This is a genomic window from Paenibacillus sp. 2RAB27 (assembly GCF_052115445.1).
In the GTDB taxonomy this organism is placed as follows: domain Bacteria; phylum Bacillota; class Bacilli; order Paenibacillales; family NBRC-103111; genus Paenibacillus_E.
This window is the reverse complement of record NZ_JBFRGR010000002.1, coordinates 42509-66251: the sequence shown is the minus strand read 5'-3', so window position 1 is coordinate 66251 and position 23743 is coordinate 42509. Positions and strand designations below refer to the sequence as shown.

The following is a 23743-nucleotide window of genomic DNA, read 5'->3' as shown; positions in this document are numbered from 1 at the left end:
TGGGATAAGTCTACATACATTTTAATTAGCGAGAGGATGGTTCCAGTGTTCAAGAAGTTTGCAGCAGACGCATTAGGCTTAAGTGATATCGGTAAAGTAATTAGTCCAGCAGATTTTGATAAGGTTGATTCTGATGATTATGTGATGCATGAGGATGGCGAGAAGATTTACTTCATCATCAAGTCCAAGAAAGACGAATATTGCTTCACGAACCTTGCACTCATCCATTTGGATGGAGATAGTGCGATTAGCTCTAAGCGAGTTCTGAAACGTTTCAGCTATCATACTCATGCGATCTCCCAAGTGTATATGGAAACGGCAGGAACGATCGATCTTGATGTTGAGATCAAATTCATTATCGGCAACACGAACTTCTCCATTGATGTGGATAAAAAGCAAATTGAACAGATCAAAGATTTGTACAAAGCTTTGATTAAAATTTCCGAGACAGTTGCTCATAATGAGGAAATGTTCGAATACGCTAAGCAAAGCGTAGCTGTTGCGAAGGAAGCCACTGGCCGTATCTCAACACAAACGACTTCTCCAGTTACGCAATTCGATGAGATTACGGAATCCACCTACAACTGGTTGAAAGGTAAGCATTCGGAGTTGAAGGTTAAGGATTTCGGTGCTATTTTTGAACGTTATATCAATAACTAAATTGATCACTGCCATATAATAGGGTAATCCTGACACAGATTGTGACTGCGTTCATGCCGACACAGTATGTTTTGTTGAGTAACTGACACCACTTGAGACGTTTTTCCATTCGGTTTTTGAATGGAAAAACGTCTTTTTGGTTTATGCGTAATCGTATAAATAGGCTTTGTCCCTTTAGCAACCTTCAAACCTTAGCGATAAAATCTGCCGCTAAACGTGGTCGCCTATCTCGATAGGGATTTTTTGTGAGAAATTTGTGAGAAACACATAGTACTATGGTCTATGGGTGATTTTGGCTAATGTAGTCGAAACTTGAAGGAATATCGAGAGGGGTAGGATGCCTATGTAAGTGTATTATAGGACTATTAGTCTATATGTCTATAAGTCTATAAGTTTTAAGACCTATAAATAAAAGGGAATAGGAGATTCAAGCGTTTTGCAGAAAAAATGAAAACTATGAAAAAAATCAGGAGGTAACAGATGAAACACAAAATTAAAAAAACTTCGTTGGCGATGGCTCTGCTGGTATCGTTGGCACCTGCAACTCAAATCGTATCGGCGGCTGCGCCAACTTTTAAGGATGCAGATACGGTGCCATGGGCACAAAAGTATATGACCAAACTTGCGCTGCTTGACATTATCGCAGGCGATAACGCAGGGATGTTTAATCCGCAAAGTAATGTCACTCATCAGGAAGCAGTTCTTATGGCGATCCGTCTAATGGGTTTAGAGGAGGAAGTCAAGAAAGAGGGCGCAGTCAATCCTGTACTTTCTGTTGACGACTTCGCTAAACCTTACATTTCGGTAGCGTTGAAAAAAGGTCTTCTCGTGGCACAAGAGGAAACGAACAAGGCAGGATGGGGTCAGCAGACATCAAGCCGTGAATGGACGATCAAGCTGATCATTCGGGCAATTAATCGTGAGTCAGATGCAGGCCGATTGACTGAAAGCACAACCTTGTTTAGCGATGAGGAAGATTTTACGCCATCTTACAAGGGTTACATCAATGCTGGTGTTAGCCTAAATATTGTTGAAGGCTTTACTGACAATCAGTTTAGACCGTTGAAACTCGTAACGCGTGCTGAGATGGCGGCAATGCTAAGCAATGCGTTGCCTTACTTAACAAATGGAAAGGAAACTTCCTTAGCAGGCGTGTCCAATAGTGTAACTAACGGCATTATATCGGCCGTTTCGAAAGATTCGGTCTCTGTAACGTTGGCTTCAGAAACAAAAAAACTGAGTCTTACTTCGGAAACGCAATATTATGATAAAAACTCTTCGCAACAGCTGAGTTTTGATGCTTTGAAGGTAGGGCTGCTTGTATCAATCGTGAATAAAGAGGATAAAGCTTATTTGATTGAGGTCTCTTTAGGGGTTAATGAGCCTAAAGCAACGACTGCTGTACGGGGTGAAATTGGTCCAGCTGGACCTGTAGGCCCTGCTGGAGCTGTAGGCCCAGTTGGACCTGCAGGTGTAAAAGGCGAAAAAGGCGAAAAAGGCGAACATGGTGAGACGGGATCAACAGGAGCACAAGGCATTCAAGGTGTAACAGGAGCAACCGGAGCCCAAGGCGTAACCGGAGCAACCGGAGCAACAGGGGCCCAAGGCATCCAAGGAATAACAGGAGCAACCGGAGCACAAGGCATCCAGGGCGTAACAGGAGCAACAGGGGCCCGAGGCATCCAAGGCGTAACAGGAGCAACAGGGGCCCAAGGCATCCAAGGAATAACAGGAGCAACCGGAGCACAAGGCATCCAAGGAATAACAGGAGCAACCGGAGCCCAAGGCGTAACCGGAGCAACCGGAGCTCAAGGCGTAACAGGAGCAACCGGAGCCCAAGGCATCCAAGGAATAACAGGCGCAACAGGGGCCCAAGGCATCCAAGGAATAACAGGAGCAACCGGAGGCCAAGGCGTAACAGGAGCAACCGGAGCACAAGGCATCCAAGGCGTAACCGGAGCAACCGGAGCTCAAGGCGTAACAGGAGCAACCGGAGCCCAAGGCGTAACCGGAGCAACCGGAGCCCAAGGCGTAACCGGAGCAACCGGAGCCCAAGGCGTAACCGGAGCAATCGGAGCCCAAGGCGTAACCGGAGCAACCGGAGCTCAAGGCGTAACCGGAGCAACCGGAGCCCAAGGCGTAACCGGAGCAACGGGAGCCCAAGGCGTAACCGGAGCAACCGGAGCCCAAGGCGTAACCGGAGCAACCGGAGCCCAAGGCGTAACCGGAGCAACCGGAGCCCAAGGCGTAACCGGAGCAACCGGAGCCCAAGGAGTAACCGGAGCAATCGGAGCCCAAGGCGTAACCGGAGCAACCGGAGCTCAAGGCGTAACCGGAGCAACCGGAGCTCAAGGCGTAACCGGAGCAACCGGAGCCCAAGGCGTAACAGGAGCAACTGGAGTAGGAGTGACAGGAGCAACCGGTGCCACAGGAGCTACAGGCGCACAAGGAGCGACCGGCGCGGCTGGCGCAGGCGGCTTGTCCACTTTTGGCTATTTGTATAGTGTGTTGCCATCGGGTGGGCCGTTTCCAGCTGATGCAAATCTACCGTTGAACCAACGTGGTTATGTAACATCTGGCATCGATGATAGTTATTTTGCGTCTTTCATGGGACAAATTAACATAACTCAAGCCGGAATTTATGAGATCAGCTATCAAGTATCGACAACTTCTGGAATCGGAGCTCAGATAGCGCTTCGCATAAATGGTGTGATAGATGCTGGCACGCGTATCCCAATTTTATCCAATAATAGTCAAATTTCGAATAAAGTCATTTTGCAATTGAGCGCGGGTAGCACTATAAACATAGTGAATGATTCATTTATTCCAATAACATTAGCGCAATCGCCTGCAGTAGGGATCTCTATCGTAATTGAAAAAATCGCTTCTGGATACTAGTACAAGGTTCTAAACGGCAAGAAGCTCAGGACAGATGGGGGTAGATCCAATGCATAAAAAGCGAACTAAGATATGGATCCGCACCACTTTAGCTAGTTGTTTACTCATGACCTCGGCCACTACTTATGGGAATGCGATTCAGGCAACGGATGTTACCGAGCAATCGGCATTCGAAGCACCTTCCAGTCTCCTGATTGATTCAAGAGGCGCGTATTTAAATGATGTTCAATCAGCGGTTTATGGCACATTGCCGCCAATTATTTCTAGTGTAACGGCAGTAACCTATTCGGTATATGGAACGGATGAGCCCCGTATTCGCATGGGCTTCGGGCAGAGCATGGCTATTGACGATCGTGGAGCGCTTTGGGTCTGGGGCTCAGTCCAGCCTCAAGGTGGAAACTCGCTTCAGACGCCGAAGCTGGTTACAGGTATGGATCATGTTGCCGATGCCTTTATAGGAACTCATAATGTGGTCTTAAAAAATGATGGTACGGTTTGGACATGGGGCGACAACCGTTTCGGGCAGTTGGGCGACGGTACAACTGTATCTCGTCAGACGGCGGAACAAGTTTCTACACTTAGCGATATAACAGCAATTTCTGCGGGAGAATCGTACACCTTGGCGTTGAAAAAGGACGGGACAATATGGGCTTGGGGGTCGAATGAATTTGGCGAACTAGGGGATGGTACGACTACTCAGCAAACCGTTCCCATGCAGGTTCAAGGTCTGAATGATGTGTTGTCCGTATCAGCTGCGGGATGGCATAATCTGGCTTTAACTAAAGACGGCACAGTGTGGGCCTGGGGCGCTAACGCCCAAGGACAACTAGGCGACGGCACGACAAGCTCCCGCAACCGCCCCTTCCAGATTGGCGGTATTCACGGAGTAAAAGCGGTCAGTGCTGGGTATGATCATTCGCTCGCTTTGTTGAACGATGGTACGGTGTGGGCTTGGGGGCATAACGAATATGGCGAGCTTGGCGATAAGACGAATAAAGGACATGCTGCTCCCGTACAGGTTGCTGACCTCGCGCAAGTGGCCTCGATTTCTGCCGGAGAATGGTACAGCATGGCGCTGAAGGAAGACGGTACGGTGTGGGCGTGGGGTTCGAACAGCTATGGGCAGCTTGGCAACGGTACGCCTAGCCATCAAAACAGTCCTGTGCAAGTTCCCGGAATTGCCGCCAGTCAAATCTCCTCAGGCTTCTATGCAAGCGGAGCACTCGGGACCAACGGCGTGTATTATACATGGGGCTCCAACATATTCGGTCAATTAGGAAATCAAGAGAAGAATCTGCAGCTTTATCCGCAAGGAATTAATGGATTGAATTCAAAAGCGTCCAGGGAGAATTAATCAAGAAAGAAGCTGTGGTCTGCAATTGCTGCGACTGCAGCTGTTTTTCATGTAGGAACAAGACTATGTCGAATAACAACTCGGAGCGTGATTTGGTATGATAACGGACATCGTCCTAATGGCTCAGCATTTTGAAGCTATGCAAGAATGCATCCTCAACCTTCGTCTCTCTACTACAGAGCACCCTTACCATTTAATTGTTGTGTTGGAGGAAGACTCTCTGCGAATGTCTCAATGGCTAGAGCAGAATAGAAACGTAACTGTCGTGTTCTGCAAGCCTGGAACCAGCGTTGCGGCAGCTTACAATATAGGCGTTACTGCTGCTTCATCACCTCATCTTGTATGCATGCGCGAGTATATGTACGTTACGGATGGATGGCTCGGTCGGTTGAGCGACTGCATGGAGCGGCACAAGCTTGCGGCTGTGGTTGGCCCTGTCAGCAGCGGTATTAGCGGCGTTCAAAACACGCCAATTATAAGCGAAAACCCGCGAGTGATGCAGTCCTACTCCGAGAGCATTGGCATTATGCGCGAAAGTCGGAGCAAACGTGTAACTCGCGTGCTAAGCCATCATGTGATGCTCCGTAAAAGCGCCTTCGACCAGTTGGGCGGGTTTGATGAAAGATTCGAAGAAGAAAGTTACGAGGATGACGATTTATGCTACCGTGCTTTACAAGAAGGTTACGAGCTTTATGTTGCCGAGGACTGCTTTGTGCGCTACGAGCGGAAATATGGAAAATATGCTGACGATCCTTCATTGTATGATGAACAAATTAGCACAAATAGCCGAAAATCGTTTGAAAAATGGGGATTGGATATCTCATTGGCGTTACACAGTTGGAAGTGGGCTGTTACGGTCAGCTTGTGCATGATTGTCAAAAACGAGGAAGAAACGTTAGAACGCTGTTTGTCCAGTGTACAGGGATGCGTTGACGAGATCATTATTATCGATACGGGTTCCACGGATCGAACCAAAGAGATCGCTCGTCAATTTACGGATCGGATTTACGATTTTGATTGGATTGATGATTTTTCCGCAGCGCGGAATTTTGCCTTTCAGAAGGCTAAGAAGGACTATATTTTATGGCTTGATGCCGATGATATCTTATTGCCTGGGGACGCTGACAAATTCCTCGTCCTGAAGCAATCTTTGCCCTGGCATACAGATGCTGTTTCGATGGTATACAACCTCGCCTTCGACGAATTTGGCCATGTCACGGTCAGTTTGCGCAGAAACAGGCTAGTTAAGCGAGAAAGAGGTTTTCGCTGGATCGGTGTCGTACACGAGTATCTTGAAGTGTTTGGAGCGATCGAATACGCCGATGTATGCGTAACGCACGATCGCAAGCATACCCAAACTTCCCGCAATCTGCATCTCTATGAAAAAAAGGAAAAAGAAGGGAGGAAGTTCTCCTCCCGCGATTTGTATTATTATGCAAATGAACTATTCGACCATCAGCAATGGGCGCGCTCCTTACGTAAGTACGAGCAGTTCCTGGAACAGAAGGACGGCTGGATCGAAGACATTATCAATGCCTGCGGTCGTGCGGCCGACTGCTTGCACAAGCTGGGCAACCTGATGGAAGCGAAGGCGAAGGTGCTGTTATCGTTCGCTTACGAGTTGCCAAGAGCGGAGAACTGCTGCAGGCTGGGTTATTATCATATGGAAAAAAGCGATTATGCCAGCGCTGCGTATTGGTACCAAATGGCCGCTTCGCTGGAGAAACCGCAGCATCCGCAAGCTTTGCTGCAGCATGCCTGCTGGACCTGGCTGCCGCATATCCAGCTTAGCGTCTGCTATAATAAGCTAGGACAAAATGAACGAGCTAATCACCACAACGAGTTTGCTGCCACCTTTATTCCTGAAGACAGCAGAATCCTGAGCAATCGAGCCTTTTTTCAAGGCTTGGGCATTGGGGCTTCCGCGAGCACGACATGAAACGTCTGGCAGCATGAATGAAACGCACGGTCTGCGACAGAAATTTGAATGTAAAAGGGTTATCTTGCAAGCGTTCGAGGAATCGATTGCGAGGTAGTCTTTTTTTTGCATATCGCACCTAGACAAGCTAGCCTCTTTATGGAAATTTCTCTCATATAAGCCACATTTCTTGCATACATATATGTAAAGTGACCTGCATGTCCAACCAAGAATTGAATGAGCCAAGGGGATGAGCATAGACCATGAAAGAAAATCACGTTATTGCAATTCTGGGAATAGGCACCGCTGTGCCTGAATTCCGTCTTGAGCAAGCAGATACTTCTGAACGATTAACGGATGCGTTACGGGATACCCCTAACTCTGCGCGTTGGGCGAAGAAAATTTTCAAGCAATGCGGCGTAGAAACGAGATATACCTGCGAACCGAATCTGCTTCAAACAGCGGAGCATTGCAAGTACTTTTCACAATCGAATCACGAAGCACCATCGACTTCCGAACGGATGGCTACCTATAAAAGGGAGTCAGTTCCCTTAGCTTTACAGGCAGCTGAGAAAGCCCTGGATGATGCCAAAGTTGACGTGTCTGCCATCACGCATCTAATCACCGTAAGCTGTACAGGACAGTTCCTGCCAGGACTAGATGCTGCATTGACGCAGCGGTTGGGACTAGCCGCCAATGTCAATCGGATCCCTTTCAATTTCCTAGGCTGCGCTGCTGGATTGAAGGCTGTGTGTTTGTCCCGTCAAATCGCTTCCAGCAACCCGTTCGCCAAAATCCTAGTCGTCTGCGTGGAATTGTGCACCCTCCACATTCAGCCTTCAAGTGATCGAGAGGCTTTATTTGGCGCTTCCTTTTTCGGAGATGGGGCTTCATCCTGTGTGGTCGGTATCGCAAGTGAACAGCATCATCCCATATTTCAATTAGGAAATGATCATTCGATTCTCTTGCAAGATTGCGCAGACGAAATGAAATGGGAAGTAGGGAATCACGGTTTTGATCTGTATTTGTCTCCGAATATTCCTAAACTAATTGGAACCTGGGTTCCTGAGCAAGTGGCGCATCTGCTTGATGGCGGACCTAAACCGGAACTTTGGGCGATTCATCCAGGGGGGAAAGGAATTATTGATGCGTTGGAGGAAGTGTACGAATTAACCTCGGAAGAAACGCGACCGAGTCGCACGGTATTGCGCAATTATGGCAATATGTCTTCAGCTACGATTCTTTTCGTATTCGATGAAATGAGGCAGGAACTGGTGAACCGCGGAGCAGGTCCGACAAGTGGGTTATCTCTCGCATTCGGACCAGGTCTTACGTGTGAAATGATTCAATTCACCTATCGAGGTATCGCCGCCATACAGGAAACGAAGTTAGATGAATCCTATGTTTAAGGGGCTCAAACAACGAGCAGTGCAACATGAATTAATGGATGACTTCTCGTCGGGAGGCCCCGAGCTTCGGCAAGCCTTGCAGCATTTACGTTTGCTTAATCGCATTTTTGGCGCTGCAGGGCCTACCTTATTTGGCTTTAAACGCTTATGGCTGCAAGCAGGCAAACCCAAGACATTATCGATTCTGGATGTTGGATCTGGTTCTGGTGATGTCAATCGCCATCTCTTACGCTGGGCGGATGAGAACGGTGTAGATCTGCGTATTACGCTAGTCGATATTACGGAGGAAGCGTGTGCGGAGGCGCGCGAGTTCTTTCGTACTGAGCCACGCGTAAGCGTGATGCGGAGCAGTTTATTTCATCTTCCGGAAAATGGGGTCGATATCACGACCGGTACGCAATTTGTGCATCATTTTACGAATACGGAACTTCCGCAAGTTGTGGGCTGTATGCTGAAAGCATCCCGAGTAGGCGTTGTCATTAATGATATTCATCGGCATTGGATTGCTTGGGCTGCAGTGTGGGTGACGGCTCGCATGATTTCCAAGAACCGTTATATTTTAAATGATGGCCCCTTATCGGTAGCCAAAGGTTTTCGTGCAAAAGATTGGACGATGTTACGCAAAGCATTGGATATCTCCGACATGCTTGTCTCGTGGAGACCGCTATTTAGGTATGCAGTCGTCATTGTAAAAAGGGAGCGGGCGAGATGACTCACATCTATGAGGCAGCCGTTATTGGTGCAGGAATCGCAGGCAGTGTGATGGCCAAGTCCTTAGCTGATCATGGCTGGGATACGGTGCTATTCGATCGTAAAGCGTTCCCTAGGCATAAGGTCTGTGGGGAATTTCTATCTCCTGAGTCCCTCACGATGCTTAAAAAGCTTGGATTGCGTGAAGCCGTGTCCGCTTTAAAGCCAAGTATCATTCAACGGACAAGCTTGATTCTCAGTCGGGGAAAGCCACTGGAGATCGATCTTCCTGGAACAGCTTGGGGAGTAAGCCGCTATCAGCTTGACTCTACGCTTCATCAGGCTGCTTTGCGCGCAGGCGTGCAGGTGCAGACTGAAACAACGGTAATTTCTGTGAAACCCGGTGAGCAAGGATACATAATAACTACGAAAAAGCACGGTGTGGTTCAGGAATATTACGTACGAGCTGTTATCGCTGCCTGTGGCGCAACGGCTATTCCTGGACTGCAAAGTCAAACACCGCGCGATGCCAAGTCCGTCAAAGGGGCGCATCTCGGTGTGAAATCCCACTATGCAGGGCTGGACATGGATGGGGTTGTCGAACTCTATTTCTTTGAAGGCGGTTACCTAGGTCTATCCCCGATTGAAGGTGGGCAGGTGAATGTGGCCGCCCTGTTGGAACGAGAGGCTTTTCAGTGGGCAGACAAATCCATTCTGGGGTTAATCGAGGCGGCAAGCGCTAAGCATAGTAAGCTGTCGGAACGTTTATCTTCTGCACAATCTGTTCCTGGCACACAAGCGGCTGTTGCGCCTGTAAAGTTAACACGCAAGCCCCTTGCGTGGGATATATTTCCACGATTAGGTGACGCCGCTATGATGCTGCCGCCGTTATGTGGTGATGGGATGTCGATGGCACTCCGCTCAGCGATGTTATGCGCACCATTGGCATCACGCTATCTGAAGGGCCAGATCAGCATAGTTGAATGGGAGCATGACTATACCCGGGCTATACATCGAGAATTCAAGGGGCCCTTGAAGTGGGGACATCGGTTGCAGGGGATATTAGCCCTTCCGTATTTGCCTCACATGATGCTTGCTGCAACTAAGTTCACACCTGGATTGGCAGATCGATTCGTGCAAGCGACTAGGCTGAAAGAAACTGAGTATTAAGGGGAGGGTTATGATCTTGCATAAACTTGCACTGATATCCCTCCGATTTCCCAAAACCATCGTCTTATTTTGGGTCGTATTCTTCCTGTATTTTGGATGGTATGCTCCTAAGCTGCCTGCTGTTTTGAAGGATCATGGGTTGATTTCAGATGGCGCTTTTGTCAAGGTCGAACAAACTCTCGCCTCTAATTTTCACATTCCAGCGAATCCCGTCATTCTCGTATTTGAGAAAAATAGCAAGCTGGAGCCCCAGCAATTCGAACGGTACATGCAGCAAGATATGATAACTTTACACGGCATGCAAGGGTTAATTGAAATTGTATCTCCGCTCGAACGGGAAGGGATGATCCAAGGGAATTACGCCTATGCGCTGCTTGGATTCGAGCAAAGTCCACATGACATGGAGCCTGTATTGCAGGACATTCAGACACGATTACCCGGGCATCGAGAGATGAACGTGTCATTGACAGGAAAGTCGGTTGTGCAAGAAGATGTCAACAGAGCGAGTCAGCATGATTTGAGAAAAGCGGAAAGCTTAGGCATCCCAACGGCATTTTTGATTCTTTGGCTGGCTTTTGGCGGTATGACTTCTTCACTGATTCCTATCGTCGTTGGCGTTTTCGGCGTTACGAGCACGATGGGCATCATGTATGGCATAGGAACACGAATTGATTTATCTAACTTTGTACTGAATGTTATTCCGATGGTAGGTCTGGCTCTGAGCATCGATTTTGCCTTGATGATGGTTAGTCGTTTTCGTGAGGAGATTCATGTGCTTCCTGTTGGACAAGCCATCCTGACTACAATGACAACAGCTGGAAGAGCCGTCTTATTCTCGGCACTTAGTGTTTTTTTAGGCCTCATGGGAATATTGTTCATTCCGCTTCCTATATTTTCGACCATTGCCTTAGGTGCAATGACTGTGTTAACCGTTTCCGTTATGCTGACGCTAACGTTAGTGCCGGCGCTTCTAACCCTGTGGTGGCCAGCCATTCGGGCTGAACGCAGACCGCTCTATACGACAAAAGCTACGAAAAACGTGTGGTTTGCACTGGCACGATTTGTGATGAGTAGACCTATCCAAATGAGCCTGCTTGCTGCTTGTATCCTTATATGTTGTTTCCTGCCGCTGATGCAGATGAAATTAGCCATACCGGATGCGACTTCTTTGCCGAAGGGCTATGAATCCCGCGCAGCATTCGAGGCGTACCAAACACATTTTGGCACGAAAAAAAGTTCAGATATCTATCTAGTCGCCAGAGGAAAATCAACTCAGTTGACCCAAAGTGATTGGAAGAACGCCTCTTTACTTGTACAAAAATTAGAGAGGGATCCGCTCGTTGAAAAGGTAGATTCGATTTATTCGAAATTGCGAATGCCCTATGATCAACTCTATTCGTTATCTCAACATCCAAACGCAAAAGCGGGCAATGAGCGCATCTTTCAGGCTTTTGTCCATAAGAATGAGATGCTCGTTCAGGTTCGATTAAACGGTGAACCCTCATCACAGGATGTGATGGATTGGGTGAGACGATGGGAAATAGAGGGGGAAGCAGGAGCGCTCCCCTTCCTTCTTGGTGGTGAGGCGAAGTATCAGCAGGAGATTTTCGATGATATTTTTGACAATTTAATCTATGTACTCTTGTTCATACTCATTTCTAACTATGTGGTCTTATTCATCGCTTTCCGTTCCATTCTCATCCCCTTAAAAACAATTCTCATGAACCTCCTGAGCTTAGGTGCGTCTTTCGGGATTCTAGCTTGGCTGTTTGAAGAGGGGCATTTCGGCTTAGAACCCAGTAAGATCGCCATTATGATTCCTGTGTTTATCTTTGGACTGGCGTTTGGAATCTCGATGGATTACGGCGTATTCTTAGTATCGCGCATTTATGAGGAGTACCAGCGGACGCAAGATAATCATCGTTCTGTGCTAGTCGGCTTAGGGTCCATAAGTAAGATTATCAACTCTGCGGCAGCGATCATGATTGCAGTCACGTTACCGTTTGCGTTTGGAGATGTTGTTGGCGTGAAACAACTTGGGTTGGGTATTGCAGCTGCCATTTTTATTGATGCGACGGTGATTAGGTTGGTGCTTGTTCCCGCATTAATGGTCATTCTGGGCAAGTGGAATTGGTGGGGACCTGGGGAGGGTAGGACGCGTACATAGTGGAGTTGGTCAGAGGGATGTTTCGTAAATCTTCTGTGCTCCCGGCAAATAGATGGATTTTCTACAGGTAAATCTTTAGATTTTCCAAGCAAATCTAGAATAGATGGAAAACCTACAGTTAAATTTAACCATTTTTCCTGATCTGAACAAATTGGCTAGATTTAACTACATGTTTTCCATTTAAATTGAATTATTGAGGAAATTTCTCGAAAATAGCTGTATGTTTTCCAGTTAAGTTGAGTGGAGCACAAGCTGGCTACAAAAACACCAAGCAACCCAACCCAACCCAACCCAACCTGCAAAAACCAGATGCCACCCGCAAAATCGGATGGTATCTGGTTTTTCTTGTGTGCAAATAGGTTGGCTTCATCTACGATTTCACAGCAATGACAACCGTACCTGGGACCAAATCCTAATCTTCAGCCTTCACGACGATCTGGCCGGCCGTGAATCCAGCTCTAACATAGGCAAGCAGCTCGCCATGCTTCCAGTCAGTGCGGAGCACCGCTATGCCATCTTTTGTTACTCGGATACGAGGGATCGTCTTTACTAGCTGTGGCTAGAAAAGCCATAGGTTCCGCGCTCTATAGGCTCTGACGGAAGTAATAGCTAGCTTTCTTAAAGCCGGCAAGATCCATGAATCCGGCTTGCGAAGCTCGGATAGGCCACCCTTTGGCCTCGCCCATATAATCGATTAAACTGCGCACATATCGCATCATTGTCTTTGACAGCAAGCCAGGCCTCCAGACTCGCACTATTTTCACTGCCAAAAGTAACCCGATTCGGATATTGCAGCCGCGCCTCCGGATCGGTAGAACGATAAATAGAGGAATTTCTTGGCAGTCACCGAATTGGTCAGGTAGGAAATTGTCGAATTTTGATGAAATGATCGTGTAAAGGAGATTTGCCATGCCTAACCTTGTGAAGTTGAGCCTTTCCCGTCGATTTGTTAGAATGATATTGTTTTTCGCATTGCTTGTCATGGTGGGGGCCATTGGAGTTTCATTTACTGATAAACAAGTGCAACAGTCTTACCAAGAACGCATCACGCTGCTCAAAGTGAAAGAAAAGGCTACGGCCTCCATTTATCTCCACTACAATCAAATCTTTTTACATGCAAGAGCTTTCTACGCATTCCGCCAGGAGTTTGAATATGAGGCTGTGATGAAGGAAAAGCCAGAGCTTGAGCAGGCAATGGAGACATTTGTGCAGCTTCCTTTAACAGATCAGGAGAAAGAGCTGCTTACAACATTAAAGTCATTTGAGAAGAACTATTTCGAGAATGTATTTCCCAAATATGTCAAGCTTGCGCACGACGTCGATCCCATGGCGTTAGTGAAGACTGGCTCAGCGACACCGAGCGGCAGTGTAGGGACAAGTATCTATGATTTGTTAGGCAAAATCAATGACATCTCTACGCAAACCTCCGATCAATCAGAAATCGAAGCCCAGAATTTGTTTAAAACCTTAGCCAATCTCAATTATGTATTCTTCGCCTATGTGTTTGGTATTCTGGTGTTCATTACTTTTATGACCTCGCATACAGCTAGAAACATTGGCAGACCGCTGCGCAAGTTAGCAGATAATGCTGAGAAAGTGACATTAGGCCAGTCTGTTGAGCTGGAGATGGATAAACGGAACGATGAGATTGGCCTGCTCAATCATTCTTTTCATACCATGCTGCAGAAGATCCAAATGAAGGAAGAAGAGCTCCTATCGCAGAATGAAGAGTTGATTGCCCAGCAAGAAGAGCTACAAATGCAGCAGGAAGAGCTTCAGGATATGTTACGCAAAATGGAAGAAAACGAAGAGCAGCTCATCAATGAAAGAGCCTTAACTAGAGACATTATGAATACGATCAAGGAAGGCGTTCAGTTTATCAATGTGGACGGCGTAATTGTATCGGCTAACTCAACGATGCATGACATATTCGGTATATCGGTGCAGCAGCCGATGTCGGATATAATGTTAAGTGAATTTTTCGTATCCGCCACCAATGCAATTGGGGATAGTTCCGACTTAAAGCAATTTATGATTAAACAGGTTAGTGAAAATGGCTTGGATCAGAGGACATACACCTATGAGATCGATTATCCGGTAAGACGGGTTATAGAAGCCTATGCGGAGCCTTTGTATAGAGAATCGGGTAGAATCGGAACGGTTTTTGTCCATCGCGATATGACGAAACAAGCCGAAGTGGACCAATTGAAGTCAGAGTTCGTAAGCACCGTGAGCCATGAGCTGCGTACGCCGCTTTCCAGTGTATTGGGCTTTGCTGAACGATTGTTGACCAAAGAGACGAGTCCAGAAAAGCAACAGAAATATTTGAAAACGATCCATCAGGAAACCGTTCGACTGACCTCATTAATTAATGATTTCCTGGATGTCCAACGAATGGAATCGGGCAAGTCGACACATCAGAAAAATCCTGTTGATCTCTTTGACGTGATAAATGGTGTTTTCACTTTGCAGCAAGGCAGCTCCACGAAGCATGACTTCAACATTCACATGCCTAGTATGCCATATGTTATTTCTGGAGATCAGGATAATCTGACGCAGCTTTTTATGAACCTCGTCAGTAATGCAGTCAAGTATTCACCTGAAGGTGGGCGGATTACAGCGAAGCTTTACCATAACGGTTCGCATGCCGTTGTTGATATTACCGATGATGGACTGGGTATTCCTGAAGAAGCCATTCCGAAGCTGTTTACGAAGTTTTATCGCATTGATAACTCGGATCGGAGAGCCATTGGTGGAACCGGGTTAGGCCTTGCGATTGTGAAAGGCATTGTCGAAGCACATGGAGGCGAAATTACCGTTATCTCTAAGCTAGGCGAAGGGAGTACGTTCCGCGTTAGCCTTCCCTTGATCTCCAGGCCTGAGCTCATTATCGAGGCCGATCGGCTATCAGCGGCAGCAAATGAATTCACAGGCAAAACCGTCGTGCTCATCGAGGATGACGCCAGCCTGACGGAACTGCTCACCGAGGAGCTCACTGAGAAAGGCTTCCGTGTCATCAATTACACGACGGGCGAACAAGCGCTTAAAGATATGCCGGTCAAGAGGCCAGATGCGGTTATCGTTGACATCATGCTAAATAATAGTATCGACGGATGGGAGATTATCAATCTCATCAAGGAAGATCCGACCTTACATGACATGCCTATCTTCATTTCCTCCGCATTGGATGAAATTGAGAAGGGGAAGGAAATCGGGGCAAACATGTATTTCGTCAAACCATATCCACCTAGCCAATTGTCGGGTATGTTGCTCGAGATACTCGGTTTGAAGCGGGTGTAAGCGACGGGCGATTCCAGCAAAAGAGTAAGCATGCGTAGTCCAAGATTTTTTGGATTGTGCATGCTTTTTTGTGTGCACATCCAGCGCGGATAACACGGGTACCTTGGTCGGTAATTTCATACTTCTGCGTTTGTGCTTGCGATTAACTAGAAAAAGTACATCTAAATTTGCCGAAAATGACTCGGGAATTGAAATAAATGGATTTCATGTAGCTAATTCCAGAAGAAAGTAGCGTTACAGCTGTTTCTTTAGGAAATAACTGTACATTTTCCATCAAAACTGAATTTTCAAGGATTAATCACCAAATTAGCTGAAGTATTTCCAGTTAACCTTATTTCCAAGCAGAGGTGCCTCGTCAACATCCAGTTACATAAAAAAGCCCTTAAATAAAGGGCTTGCTGGTATAACCTTTTTAAATTAAGAGTTATCAAGTGATTTCTGCAGTGATTTAATTGCTTGATCATGTTTGTTCACTACATGTAAAGCAGTATCTGCAAGTTGTTTAATAGCTTCTTCATGCCGATTAACTAATTTTCTTGAATGTTCACCAATAGTAAAAAAGCTATTTCCTAGTACTCCTAAATCAGAAGTATTATAAGGATTGTTTGTATTGTGTTTTTTAATATTACCTACAATTTCTAAGAGCGATTTCTTGTCAGGAGCCTTCATTTCTGTAAGTTCTATTTTCCTAGTCAGCTCTTCAATTTCTTTATTTTTAGTATCAATTATTTCTTCATAGTTACCCATCATCGAGAACCAATCTCTTTTGAGAATGTTTATGAATGAAGCCATTTCATCTGCGCTGCCAGCAATACGATTCAGAAGTAGGATATTATCTTCCAATATTTTGGGGACTTTTGTATGAGGGTAACGAAGTAAATGATCAATTTCACCATAACCTTCTTCAAAAATGGTTCTTACCTGAATTTCAGCCAGAACAATACTCTCTTTAGTAAGATTTAATTCAACTAAATAATGAACTGAACGATATCCCGAAATTCTGGACTCTATTTTTGCTCCTATAATTATCAATTGAAAATTGAAAATTGGGGTCATTTTTTAATATTTGGCGGTCAGGTGTCTTTCTAATAAGTTTAGCTACTAAATGCTCTGGATCTTTAACACGAGATCGCACCGTATGGATATTTCCATTTGTCCTTAAAATTTTAGAAATGTATTCGGCATGTATTGAATATGCAGCAGATTTTCCGTTAAAATCATTAAAAATTTCGATGAGTGTATCCCAGTTAATATTATGATCTGTTAGATCTTTTTCTTCAAAGTTGTAGTTATGTAAGAAGGCGGCCTTGTCCAACATTCGATTTCACGTCCAATCGTATTTACTTATATAGCTTATTGTAGCAAATGAAAAAAGAAAAAGCCTCTACTATTGAGGGGCTTGTGAGATTTTTGTGAGTATGAAATGATAGAATCACTCGTATCGGACACAATCGCAGAAAGGGGACCCATAGTGAGGAGTTTTCGTCAAATCATAGGAATCAGTTTGGTGTTCTCATTTTCTATTTTATTATTTATAGGCATTTATTCGCAGATGATCCCTAGTCAAAACAAGCAGACCGCCAAACAAGGTGTTTTGGATTTATCTAAGGAGGATTTACACAAGCTCGGCGTTGTTTCCTTAAATGGGGAGTGGGAATTTTATGAAGGGCAGCTGTTAACGCCTAGTGATTTTCAATCAGGCACGCGCAGAGATGTCTCTTATATAGACGTGCCAGGTATATGGAATGGAAAGACGATAGGAGGCGGTATAAGCAACAAAGGATACGGAACATACCGTCTCTTAGTTCGGGTGAGTACTACTGACGACATATATGGCATGAAGCTGCGCAGCATCCGGATGTCCCATCAGCTTTATGTCGATGGCAAATTGGAGGGGGGAAGCGGACTACCAGCTACGAATAAAGAAACGAACATGCCGGGAAATACACCCTACAGCACATTTTTTCATGTGAATTCCCAGGAATTTGAAATTTTATTGCAAGTGGCGAATTACGAATATATGTCTGGAGGGATTGTAAATGCCATTCAGTTTGGCTTGCATGCAGACATTTCTAAACTGAATAGCTTATTAATCGGTGGTGATTTATCCCTTATTTTGGTGCTTGTCATGTTCGGAGCTTATCATCTCAGTCTCTATTTCCTACGTAGTCGAGAGAAAACGTATTTACTGAGCGGGTTATATCTCTTCTCCACGGCAGGCGTTCAGTTTTTGTACGGTGAGAAGCTGTTTCAACGATTGATACCTCAGGTTCCTTTTGACATCACGTATAAAATGCTTGATAGTTTTGAGTTTGTTAGTTCGATTCTCTGTTTATTGTTTTTTTGTTCCATTCACCAGAAGTTGATTTCACGCAACAAGATCAGGCTGTTAATTGCTCCAATCGTTCTGATCGTAGTCGTTATCATTATCTTCCCTTACGCTCTCTATAATGAAGTGAGAAGTTTATTCTTTCTATACATTGGGTTCGTCCCCCTACTGCTTCTCGGTAGGATGATTTATCTGTTCTTCAATAGTAAGAGAGGTACCTATGAACGGAAAGAACTTGGCTTGTTTATCGTAGCTATCGTCTCTTTAATGGTCTCGTTAATAGATGGTGTTTTATATTCGGAAAGTGCGATATCCTCGGATTTATGGCATAAAGTTGGGGTTATTGGTTTCATTACGTTAATGAACCTGCTGTTAGCGGTAAGGTTAACCGATGCGTACGAGAATACAGAGCTTTTGACGCATCAACTTACAGTCTCCAATCAATTGAAGGATGAGTTTCTTATGCACACCTCACATGAGATAAAGACGCCGCTGCACGGAATCATGAACATTACCTCATCTTTACTGGATGATGATGAGCACAATTTGTCCGCTAGGCAGAAGCAAAATCTATGGTTGGTCAAGGATACATCCGTAAAATTATCGATGCTCATGCAGGATCTTATTGATGTGACGCGGTTGAAGCATGGCGAGCTGCGGCTGCTTATGACAGTTGTAGATGTGCGGGCTGTGACCCAAATCGTATTTGATGTTTTGCAGTTCGAGCTTGCAGGTAAAGCGGTACGCTTGGATAACCAAGTGCCTTCGGATATGTGGGTCCAAGCGGACGAGAATCGGTTACGGCAAATCATGTACAATTTAGTGCACAATGCAATGAAGCATACCGAACAAGGTAAGATCCGTGTAAGTGCAAACATAGTGGAAGAGGATATTCACATTGCCGTTGAGGATACAGGGACAGGTATTTCACCTGATAAATACGCCAAAGTATTCGAGTATTTCGAACAACAGGAGCATGTTTTACCAGAGGACGGCTACACAGGCATGGGGGTTGGCTTGTATATTAGTCGCAAACTCGTAGAGCGAATGGGTGGGGACATTCGGATTGACTGGACAGAGGTTGGACAGGGTACGCGAATGGCTTTTAAACTACCGATGGCCATGAATTACGTGCATGTGAGCCAAAAACGATCGACGGTTGATAGCTATCAGCAAAGACTTGGAAATGACCATGAATCTTTGGATAGTCTAGAGGAGCACGCTCATACGATTCTCGTCGTGGATGATGAGGCTTCCAATATGTATACACTGCTCAATATTCTCAAAAGACATAGCTATAATGTGCTTACAGCCTTTTCGGCCAAAGAAGCGATGAGTAAAATGAGTGAACACCCGCAAATTGATCTGATAATCCTTGATGTGATGATGCCAGGTGTTTCTGGGATTGAGCTATGCCGAGTGTTGCGCACCCAGCATTCCATTCTCGATTTGCCTATTTTATTCGCAACTGCCAAGGACACTTCACAAGATATCGCACTTGGATTCAGTGTGGGAGCGAATGATTACGTCACGAAACCGTTCGAAGCCGAGACGCTGCTCGCGAGAATTCAAACCTTGATTGCGATGAAAACCTCGATCCAGGAAGCGATTCGTAATGAGCTTGCCTTCCATCAAGCACAGATTAAGCCTCACTTTCTTTATAATGCGCTTAGCAGTGTTATTTCATTTTGCTATACGGATGGCGAGAAAGCTGCTTATTTATTGTCGAAGCTCAGCCAATTCCTGCGCTATATTCTGGATATGGACCGAAATGACTTATTCGTCAATCTACATCGGGAGTTAGATTTGATTGATGCCTATGTAGAGATTGAGAAGGCGCGCTATGGAGATCGATTTGAATTTATTTGTTATGTGGATGATAGTCTGAAACATTTCTCTATTCCCTCGCTTTGCATCCAACCTTTTGTGGAGAATGCGATTCGACACGGCTTGTTCGAAAAAGATGAGTACGGAACCGTCACATTAACGATCCAAGAAGGAGACGACTATTTACATGTAACGGTGCAGGATAATGGGATCGGGATCCCAGATGATTTGCTCTATAAGATGGCGAGCGGAGAACGTGGAAGTGGAGGCATTGCGATTGCGAATATTCGTAAAAGGGTAGATACGATCCCAGGAGCTTCACTGTCGATCAGCTCAGAAATGGGGCGAGGAACGAAGGTTACCATGTATCTGCCTTTAACCAGAAACGATAAGGATGTCTTCGTAGAAAGGTGGGATGAACTTGATTAGGGTGGTTATCGTTGAAGATGAAAAACCGATTCTCGAATTAATGAAGGTTCTGATCGGAAGGAACCCGCATTATAGCATCGTTGGGGCTTTTAATAATCCGCAGGAAGCGTTAATTTCCATGCCGGAACTGAAGCCTGATCTGGCTTTTCTGGATGTAGAGATGCCGAAAATGAATGGGCTTGAACTTGCTCAGCGAATAAATGACATCATGGAGCAGACCAAAATTATCTTTACGACAGCCTACAAGGAGTATGCGTTAGATGCCTTCAAGGTCTACGCTTTTGACTATATCCTAAAGCCAGTTACACCTGCTGCCATTGAACGCATTACGAGTCGCCTCTTGAAGCTAGAACAAGTGACTGAGCCCACTGTAATCAAAACGCGACAATCTGTGATCCGTTGTTTCGGAAGTTTGGAGGTACGCAATCCAGAAGGTGCACTTGTCCGTTGGCCAACGAAAAAGACGGAGGAGCTGTTCGCCTATTTCCTTTGCAACCCAGGACAGGACATTAATAAATGGTATTTGGCCGATATGTTATGGCCGGATATGCTGGAAGACCGCGCTTCGCATAATTTACATAATACAATTTATCGCTTGAAAAAGCTGTTGAAAGAACAGGAAATCGGTATGGATATTCTCAAAACGAATGATGGCTATATGTTAGTTACGTTAGGGAGTATGTATGATCTATTGGAGTTCCAGTTAAGTGAGATAACTTCCTTAGAAGGGATTCAAGAGATCACGCGAGCAGAAAGGGTATGTTCCCTTTATCGAGGCTCGTTGTTAGATCGCAAGGATTATCTGTGGAAAACCCAATTGGAGGAGAATTATAGGAAGCGATATACATCACTTGTATGTCTAATGGCTCAACGCGACATGCGTGAAGAAGCCTGGAGCAAAGCGGAGTTGAAGATAGACACGTATTTGACGTTGTATCCTCTGAATGAAGAGATGCATCAAATGCTGATGGTTGTTTATGCGAAAAGTGGGAAAAAGGAACGAATAGCTAAGCACTATACCAATTTTAAAGCATTGTATTTGAGAGAACTCGGCATAGAGCCTCCTGAGGAAATGAGTGCCAGCGTAGCGGCATATTTAAATTAAAAGCATAAACAAGACGGAATGCGTTCAATCGCTTTCCGTCTTTTTGTGTATATTCGACACGATCTTCCTTTTTGTGAGAAATTTGAGAGAGCGGCTCTATATACTTGGCAGGCAGGTATATAGTGCTATTCATTTTCATGACAGCCGGCGACCAGAAATCAACGAGATTTTCATACATGGGGTGAGGGTATTGTTAACACACAAGAGCAAATATCAACGGCAGAGACAGAATTCTGATATCCGCACAGATCGTGAATGGCATGTCAGGTGACCCAATTTTAGAAAAATATGGGAACGTAGTAGGATGAATAGATAGGGATATTTGGAATAAATCGTTGGAAGGGAGTCTGTCCCATGAGAAGAATCATGATTGTCGATGATGCCGCTTTTATGAGAGCACTGTTAAAAGATTACTTAATCACCCTCGGTCACGAGATTGTGGCAGAAGGCAGCAATGGGCAAGAAGCGATACAATTGTATAAGCGATATAAACCGGAATTAGTGACGATGGATATTACGATGCCTGAGATGGATGGGATTTCAGCTTTGAAAGAAATTATGAAGTTCGATCCTCGGGCAAGTGTCATCATGTGTTCGGCCATGGGGCAGCAGCAAATGGTGCTGGATGCCATACGAGCTGGTGCCAAAGACTTTCTGGTGAAGCCTTTTAGCAATGAAAGAATAGTTGAGGCTGTGGATCGTGTGCTTCTATCAAGAAAAGGCTAGATAACTGAATTAACTTAACAAAAAGACGTTCACTTACAAAGTGAGCGTCTTTTTGTTAATGTTCCCAGCGCCTTTACAATTTATTTACATGAGCATTACATGGAATTGACCCTTGCAACTTGGCATCAAGTTACACTGTGTACAAGTAACAAAGGGAATGTAGATTGAGGTTGATTCAAGCTCAACTCATCCAATATTTTCGCTCAGGAGGTTGTTGGTTGCTATGAAAGTTGAATTCCATTGTCACACCAAACTATCAGACGGTTCATATAAATTTGATGAGATCTTAGACTTGGCGATCCAAGAGGATGTTACTCATTTGGCAATAACGAATCATGATACGACGAGCGAATTACCTCAAATGATAAATAGAGGACTTGAACGGGGGATAGAGATCATCCCAGCGATTGAAATTTCGGGCTATGATTTTGATCGAAAGCGCAGAGTTCATATTCTTGGTTATTATATCGAGCCTGGGAACACGCAGTTAGAAATGTTCTGCAGTCCGTTACTAAAGAGACGTCACCTTGGCTGCCTCGAAGCGATAGATCGGCTGATTCAGGCTGGGTACACGATTACCCTGGATGAGGTGATGAAATATGCGGAAGGTGGAACGGGTATTTATAAGCAGCATATTATGCATGCTTTGATTGATCAAGGGTACACAACTACGATCTATGGTGATTTATATAAAAAGCTGTTTTCTCGCGGGCAGAACGGCGAACAGCCTGGTATTGCCTATATTCCAACGGAGTATGTCGATGCGTGTGATGCGATTCGTATGATTTTGCAAGCGGGTGGTGTTCCTGTGCTTGCGCATCCTGGCCAGTATGGGAATTTCGAAGCTCTTCCAGAACTGGTGGAGGCAGGGTTACAAGGCATCGAGGTATGGCATCCTCTTCATAATCAAGCACATGAACAATTGGCCATTGAGCACGCGCTCCACTACGGACTGATCCAAACCGGCGGATCCGATTTCCATGGCTTTTATGGGGAAAAAGAAGTTCTTCTCGGTAGTAAAAGTCCAGGCATAGCCGTAGTAAAAGAGCTCTGGGAACGCAAACTGGCATTAGTAGAGAAGACAAGTGTCGTGGAAAGGAACTGATTATTTGTGAAACACATCCATCAAACACAACCCAGCCTTCCGTTATCCTCAGAGCCAGCCATCTCCTCAAGTAGTCACCTTATACATAGTGACATTGGGGCTTGGGCATCTGTCGGACCTTACAATAAAATCCTTGAATCACAGCTTGGTGATTACACCTACACCATGGATGACGTGACAATTAATTATGCGGAAGTGGGCAAATTCACTTCGATTGCTTCCCATGTCTGTATTAATCCCGTTGATCACCCCATGGATCGCGTTACGCAGCATCATATGACATACCGGCGAGCTGCCTATGGATTTGCTGATGGGGATGATCAGGAAATATTTGACTGGCGTAGAGGCAGCCGAGTTACTATCGGTCATGATGTTTGGATCGGACATGGTGCGATCGTGATGAAGGGTGTCCATATCGGAACAGGCGCTGTCGTCGGATCCGGAGCTATTGTTACAAAAGATATCGAGCCCTATACCGTTGTTGTAGGAGTGCCAGCTAAACCGTTGAAACGTAGATTTCCACAAGAGGTTGTCGATCAGTTGCTGAAAATTGCTTGGTGGGACTGGCCTCGTGAAATATTAGAGGAAAGGTTCAATGAACTGAACGATCTATCCGCTTTTATTAGAAAATATGGATGATGAATGGAGGGAATTGC

16 protein-coding genes are annotated in these 23743 nt (G+C 45.4%); 14 read left to right on the top strand and 2 right to left on the bottom strand.

The genetic code is table 11. The features are described 5' to 3' along the window. Positions 1 to 45: 45 nt before the first annotated feature. The 8 genes from AB4114_RS03245 (at position 46) to AB4114_RS03210 (ending at position 12266) form a co-directional block, all read left to right on the top strand. The gene (locus tag AB4114_RS03245) at positions 46 to 660 is read left to right on the top strand and encodes a PH domain-containing protein (protein ID WP_441987112.1); all 615 of its coding nucleotides are present in this window, start codon (positions 46 to 48) and stop codon (positions 658 to 660) included. 480 nt (positions 661 to 1140) lie between these two features. Further along, positions 1141 to 3558 carry an S-layer homology domain-containing protein gene (locus AB4114_RS03240; RefSeq protein ID WP_441987111.1) on the top strand — a complete coding sequence of 806 codons (2418 nt, stop codon included), beginning with the start codon at positions 1141 to 1143 and terminating at the stop codon, positions 3556 to 3558. Between the two features lie 49 nt (positions 3559 to 3607). Further along, entirely contained in the window at positions 3608 to 4912 is a 1305-nt protein-coding gene (locus AB4114_RS03235) for an RCC1-like domain-containing protein (RefSeq protein ID WP_441987110.1), read from the top strand. A gap of 226 nt (positions 4913 to 5138) precedes the next feature. Then, the gene (locus AB4114_RS03230; RefSeq protein WP_441987109.1) at positions 5139 to 6851 is read left to right on the top strand and encodes a glycosyltransferase; all 1713 of its coding nucleotides are present in this window, start codon (positions 5139 to 5141) and stop codon (positions 6849 to 6851) included. A 242-nt stretch (positions 6852 to 7093) separates the two neighbouring features. Further along, on the top strand, positions 7094 to 8239 hold the full coding sequence (locus tag AB4114_RS03225; RefSeq protein WP_441987108.1) for a type III polyketide synthase: 1146 nt from the start codon (positions 7094 to 7096) through the stop codon (positions 8237 to 8239). Next, positions 8232 to 8951 carry a methyltransferase domain-containing protein gene (locus AB4114_RS03220; protein WP_441987461.1) on the top strand — a complete coding sequence of 240 codons (720 nt, stop codon included), beginning with the start codon at positions 8232 to 8234 and terminating at the stop codon, positions 8949 to 8951. Before AB4114_RS03225 ends, AB4114_RS03220 begins: the two co-directional genes overlap by 8 nt. Next, complete coding sequence (locus AB4114_RS03215) at positions 8948 to 10099, top strand: NAD(P)/FAD-dependent oxidoreductase (RefSeq protein WP_441987107.1); 1152 nt, start codon at positions 8948 to 8950, stop codon at positions 10097 to 10099. The genes AB4114_RS03220 and AB4114_RS03215 overlap by 4 nt, the downstream gene beginning before the upstream one ends. A 16-nt stretch (positions 10100 to 10115) precedes the next feature. Then, positions 10116 to 12266, top strand: a complete 2151-nt coding sequence (locus tag AB4114_RS03210) for an MMPL family transporter (protein WP_441987106.1) — start codon at positions 10116 to 10118, stop codon at positions 12264 to 12266. Between the two features lie 584 nt (positions 12267 to 12850). Here the strand turns inward: AB4114_RS03210 and AB4114_RS03205 are convergent. Next, complete coding sequence (locus AB4114_RS03205; RefSeq protein ID WP_441987105.1) at positions 12851 to 13000, bottom strand: hypothetical protein; 150 nt, start codon at positions 12998 to 13000, stop codon at positions 12851 to 12853. A 175-nt stretch (positions 13001 to 13175) separates the two neighbouring features. Between AB4114_RS03205 and AB4114_RS03200 the strand changes: the two genes are divergently transcribed. After that, positions 13176 to 15566: an ATP-binding protein gene (locus AB4114_RS03200; RefSeq protein ID WP_441987104.1), complete on the top strand. Its 2391-nt coding sequence runs from the start codon at positions 13176 to 13178 to the stop codon at positions 15564 to 15566. Positions 15567 to 15983: 417 nt separating this feature from the next. Here the strand turns inward: AB4114_RS03200 and AB4114_RS03195 are convergent, their stop codons facing one another. Beyond that, the gene (locus AB4114_RS03195; protein WP_441987103.1) at positions 15984 to 16622 is read right to left on the bottom strand and encodes a hypothetical protein; all 639 of its coding nucleotides are present in this window, start codon (positions 16620 to 16622) and stop codon (positions 15984 to 15986) included. 415 nt (positions 16623 to 17037) lie between these two features. On the opposite strand from AB4114_RS03195, the gene AB4114_RS03190 reads away from it, so the two are divergent. From AB4114_RS03190 to AB4114_RS03170, 5 genes are all read left to right on the top strand, one after another. Next, positions 17038 to 20151, top strand: coding sequence for an ATP-binding protein (locus tag AB4114_RS03190; RefSeq protein WP_441987102.1), 3114 nt, complete (start codon positions 17038 to 17040; stop codon positions 20149 to 20151). Then, positions 20138 to 21256, top strand: coding sequence for a response regulator (locus AB4114_RS03185; protein WP_441987101.1), 1119 nt, complete (start codon positions 20138 to 20140; stop codon positions 21254 to 21256). The genes AB4114_RS03190 and AB4114_RS03185 overlap by 14 nt, the downstream gene beginning before the upstream one ends. Positions 21257 to 21610: 354 nt before the next feature. Continuing rightward, positions 21611 to 21982: a response regulator gene (locus tag AB4114_RS03180; protein WP_441987100.1), complete on the top strand. Its 372-nt coding sequence runs from the start codon at positions 21611 to 21613 to the stop codon at positions 21980 to 21982. 223 nt (positions 21983 to 22205) lie between these two features. Next, positions 22206 to 23087, top strand: coding sequence for a PHP domain-containing protein (locus AB4114_RS03175; protein ID WP_441987099.1), 882 nt, complete (start codon positions 22206 to 22208; stop codon positions 23085 to 23087). 6 nt (positions 23088 to 23093) lie between these two features. Beyond that, a complete protein-coding gene (locus AB4114_RS03170; protein WP_441987098.1) occupies positions 23094 to 23726 on the top strand; it encodes a DapH/DapD/GlmU-related protein in 633 nt (210 codons plus the stop codon). Positions 23727 to 23743 lie beyond the last annotated feature (17 nt).

Coding starts and splice junctions, on each gene's coding strand:
- AB4114_RS03175 (WP_441987099.1), top strand. CDS start 22,206: ATGAAAGTTGAATTCCATTGTCACACCAAACTATCAGACGGTTCATAT.
- AB4114_RS03240 (WP_441987111.1), top strand. CDS start 1,141: ATGAAACACAAAATTAAAAAAACTTCGTTGGCGATGGCTCTGCTGGTA.
- AB4114_RS03220 (WP_441987461.1), top strand. CDS start 8,232: ATGTTTAAGGGGCTCAAACAACGAGCAGTGCAACATGAATTAATGGAT.
- AB4114_RS03180 (WP_441987100.1), top strand. CDS start 21,611: ATGAGAAGAATCATGATTGTCGATGATGCCGCTTTTATGAGAGCACTG.
- AB4114_RS03185 (WP_441987101.1), top strand. CDS start 20,138: ATGAACTTGATTAGGGTGGTTATCGTTGAAGATGAAAAACCGATTCTC.
- AB4114_RS03195 (WP_441987103.1), bottom strand. CDS start 16,622: ATGACCCCAATTTTCAATTTTCAATTGATAATTATAGGAGCAAAAATA.
- AB4114_RS03200 (WP_441987104.1), top strand. CDS start 13,176: ATGCCTAACCTTGTGAAGTTGAGCCTTTCCCGTCGATTTGTTAGAATG.
- AB4114_RS03235 (WP_441987110.1), top strand. CDS start 3,608: ATGCATAAAAAGCGAACTAAGATATGGATCCGCACCACTTTAGCTAGT.
- AB4114_RS03225 (WP_441987108.1), top strand. CDS start 7,094: ATGAAAGAAAATCACGTTATTGCAATTCTGGGAATAGGCACCGCTGTG.
- AB4114_RS03230 (WP_441987109.1), top strand. CDS start 5,139: ATGTCTCAATGGCTAGAGCAGAATAGAAACGTAACTGTCGTGTTCTGC.
- AB4114_RS03215 (WP_441987107.1), top strand. CDS start 8,948: ATGACTCACATCTATGAGGCAGCCGTTATTGGTGCAGGAATCGCAGGC.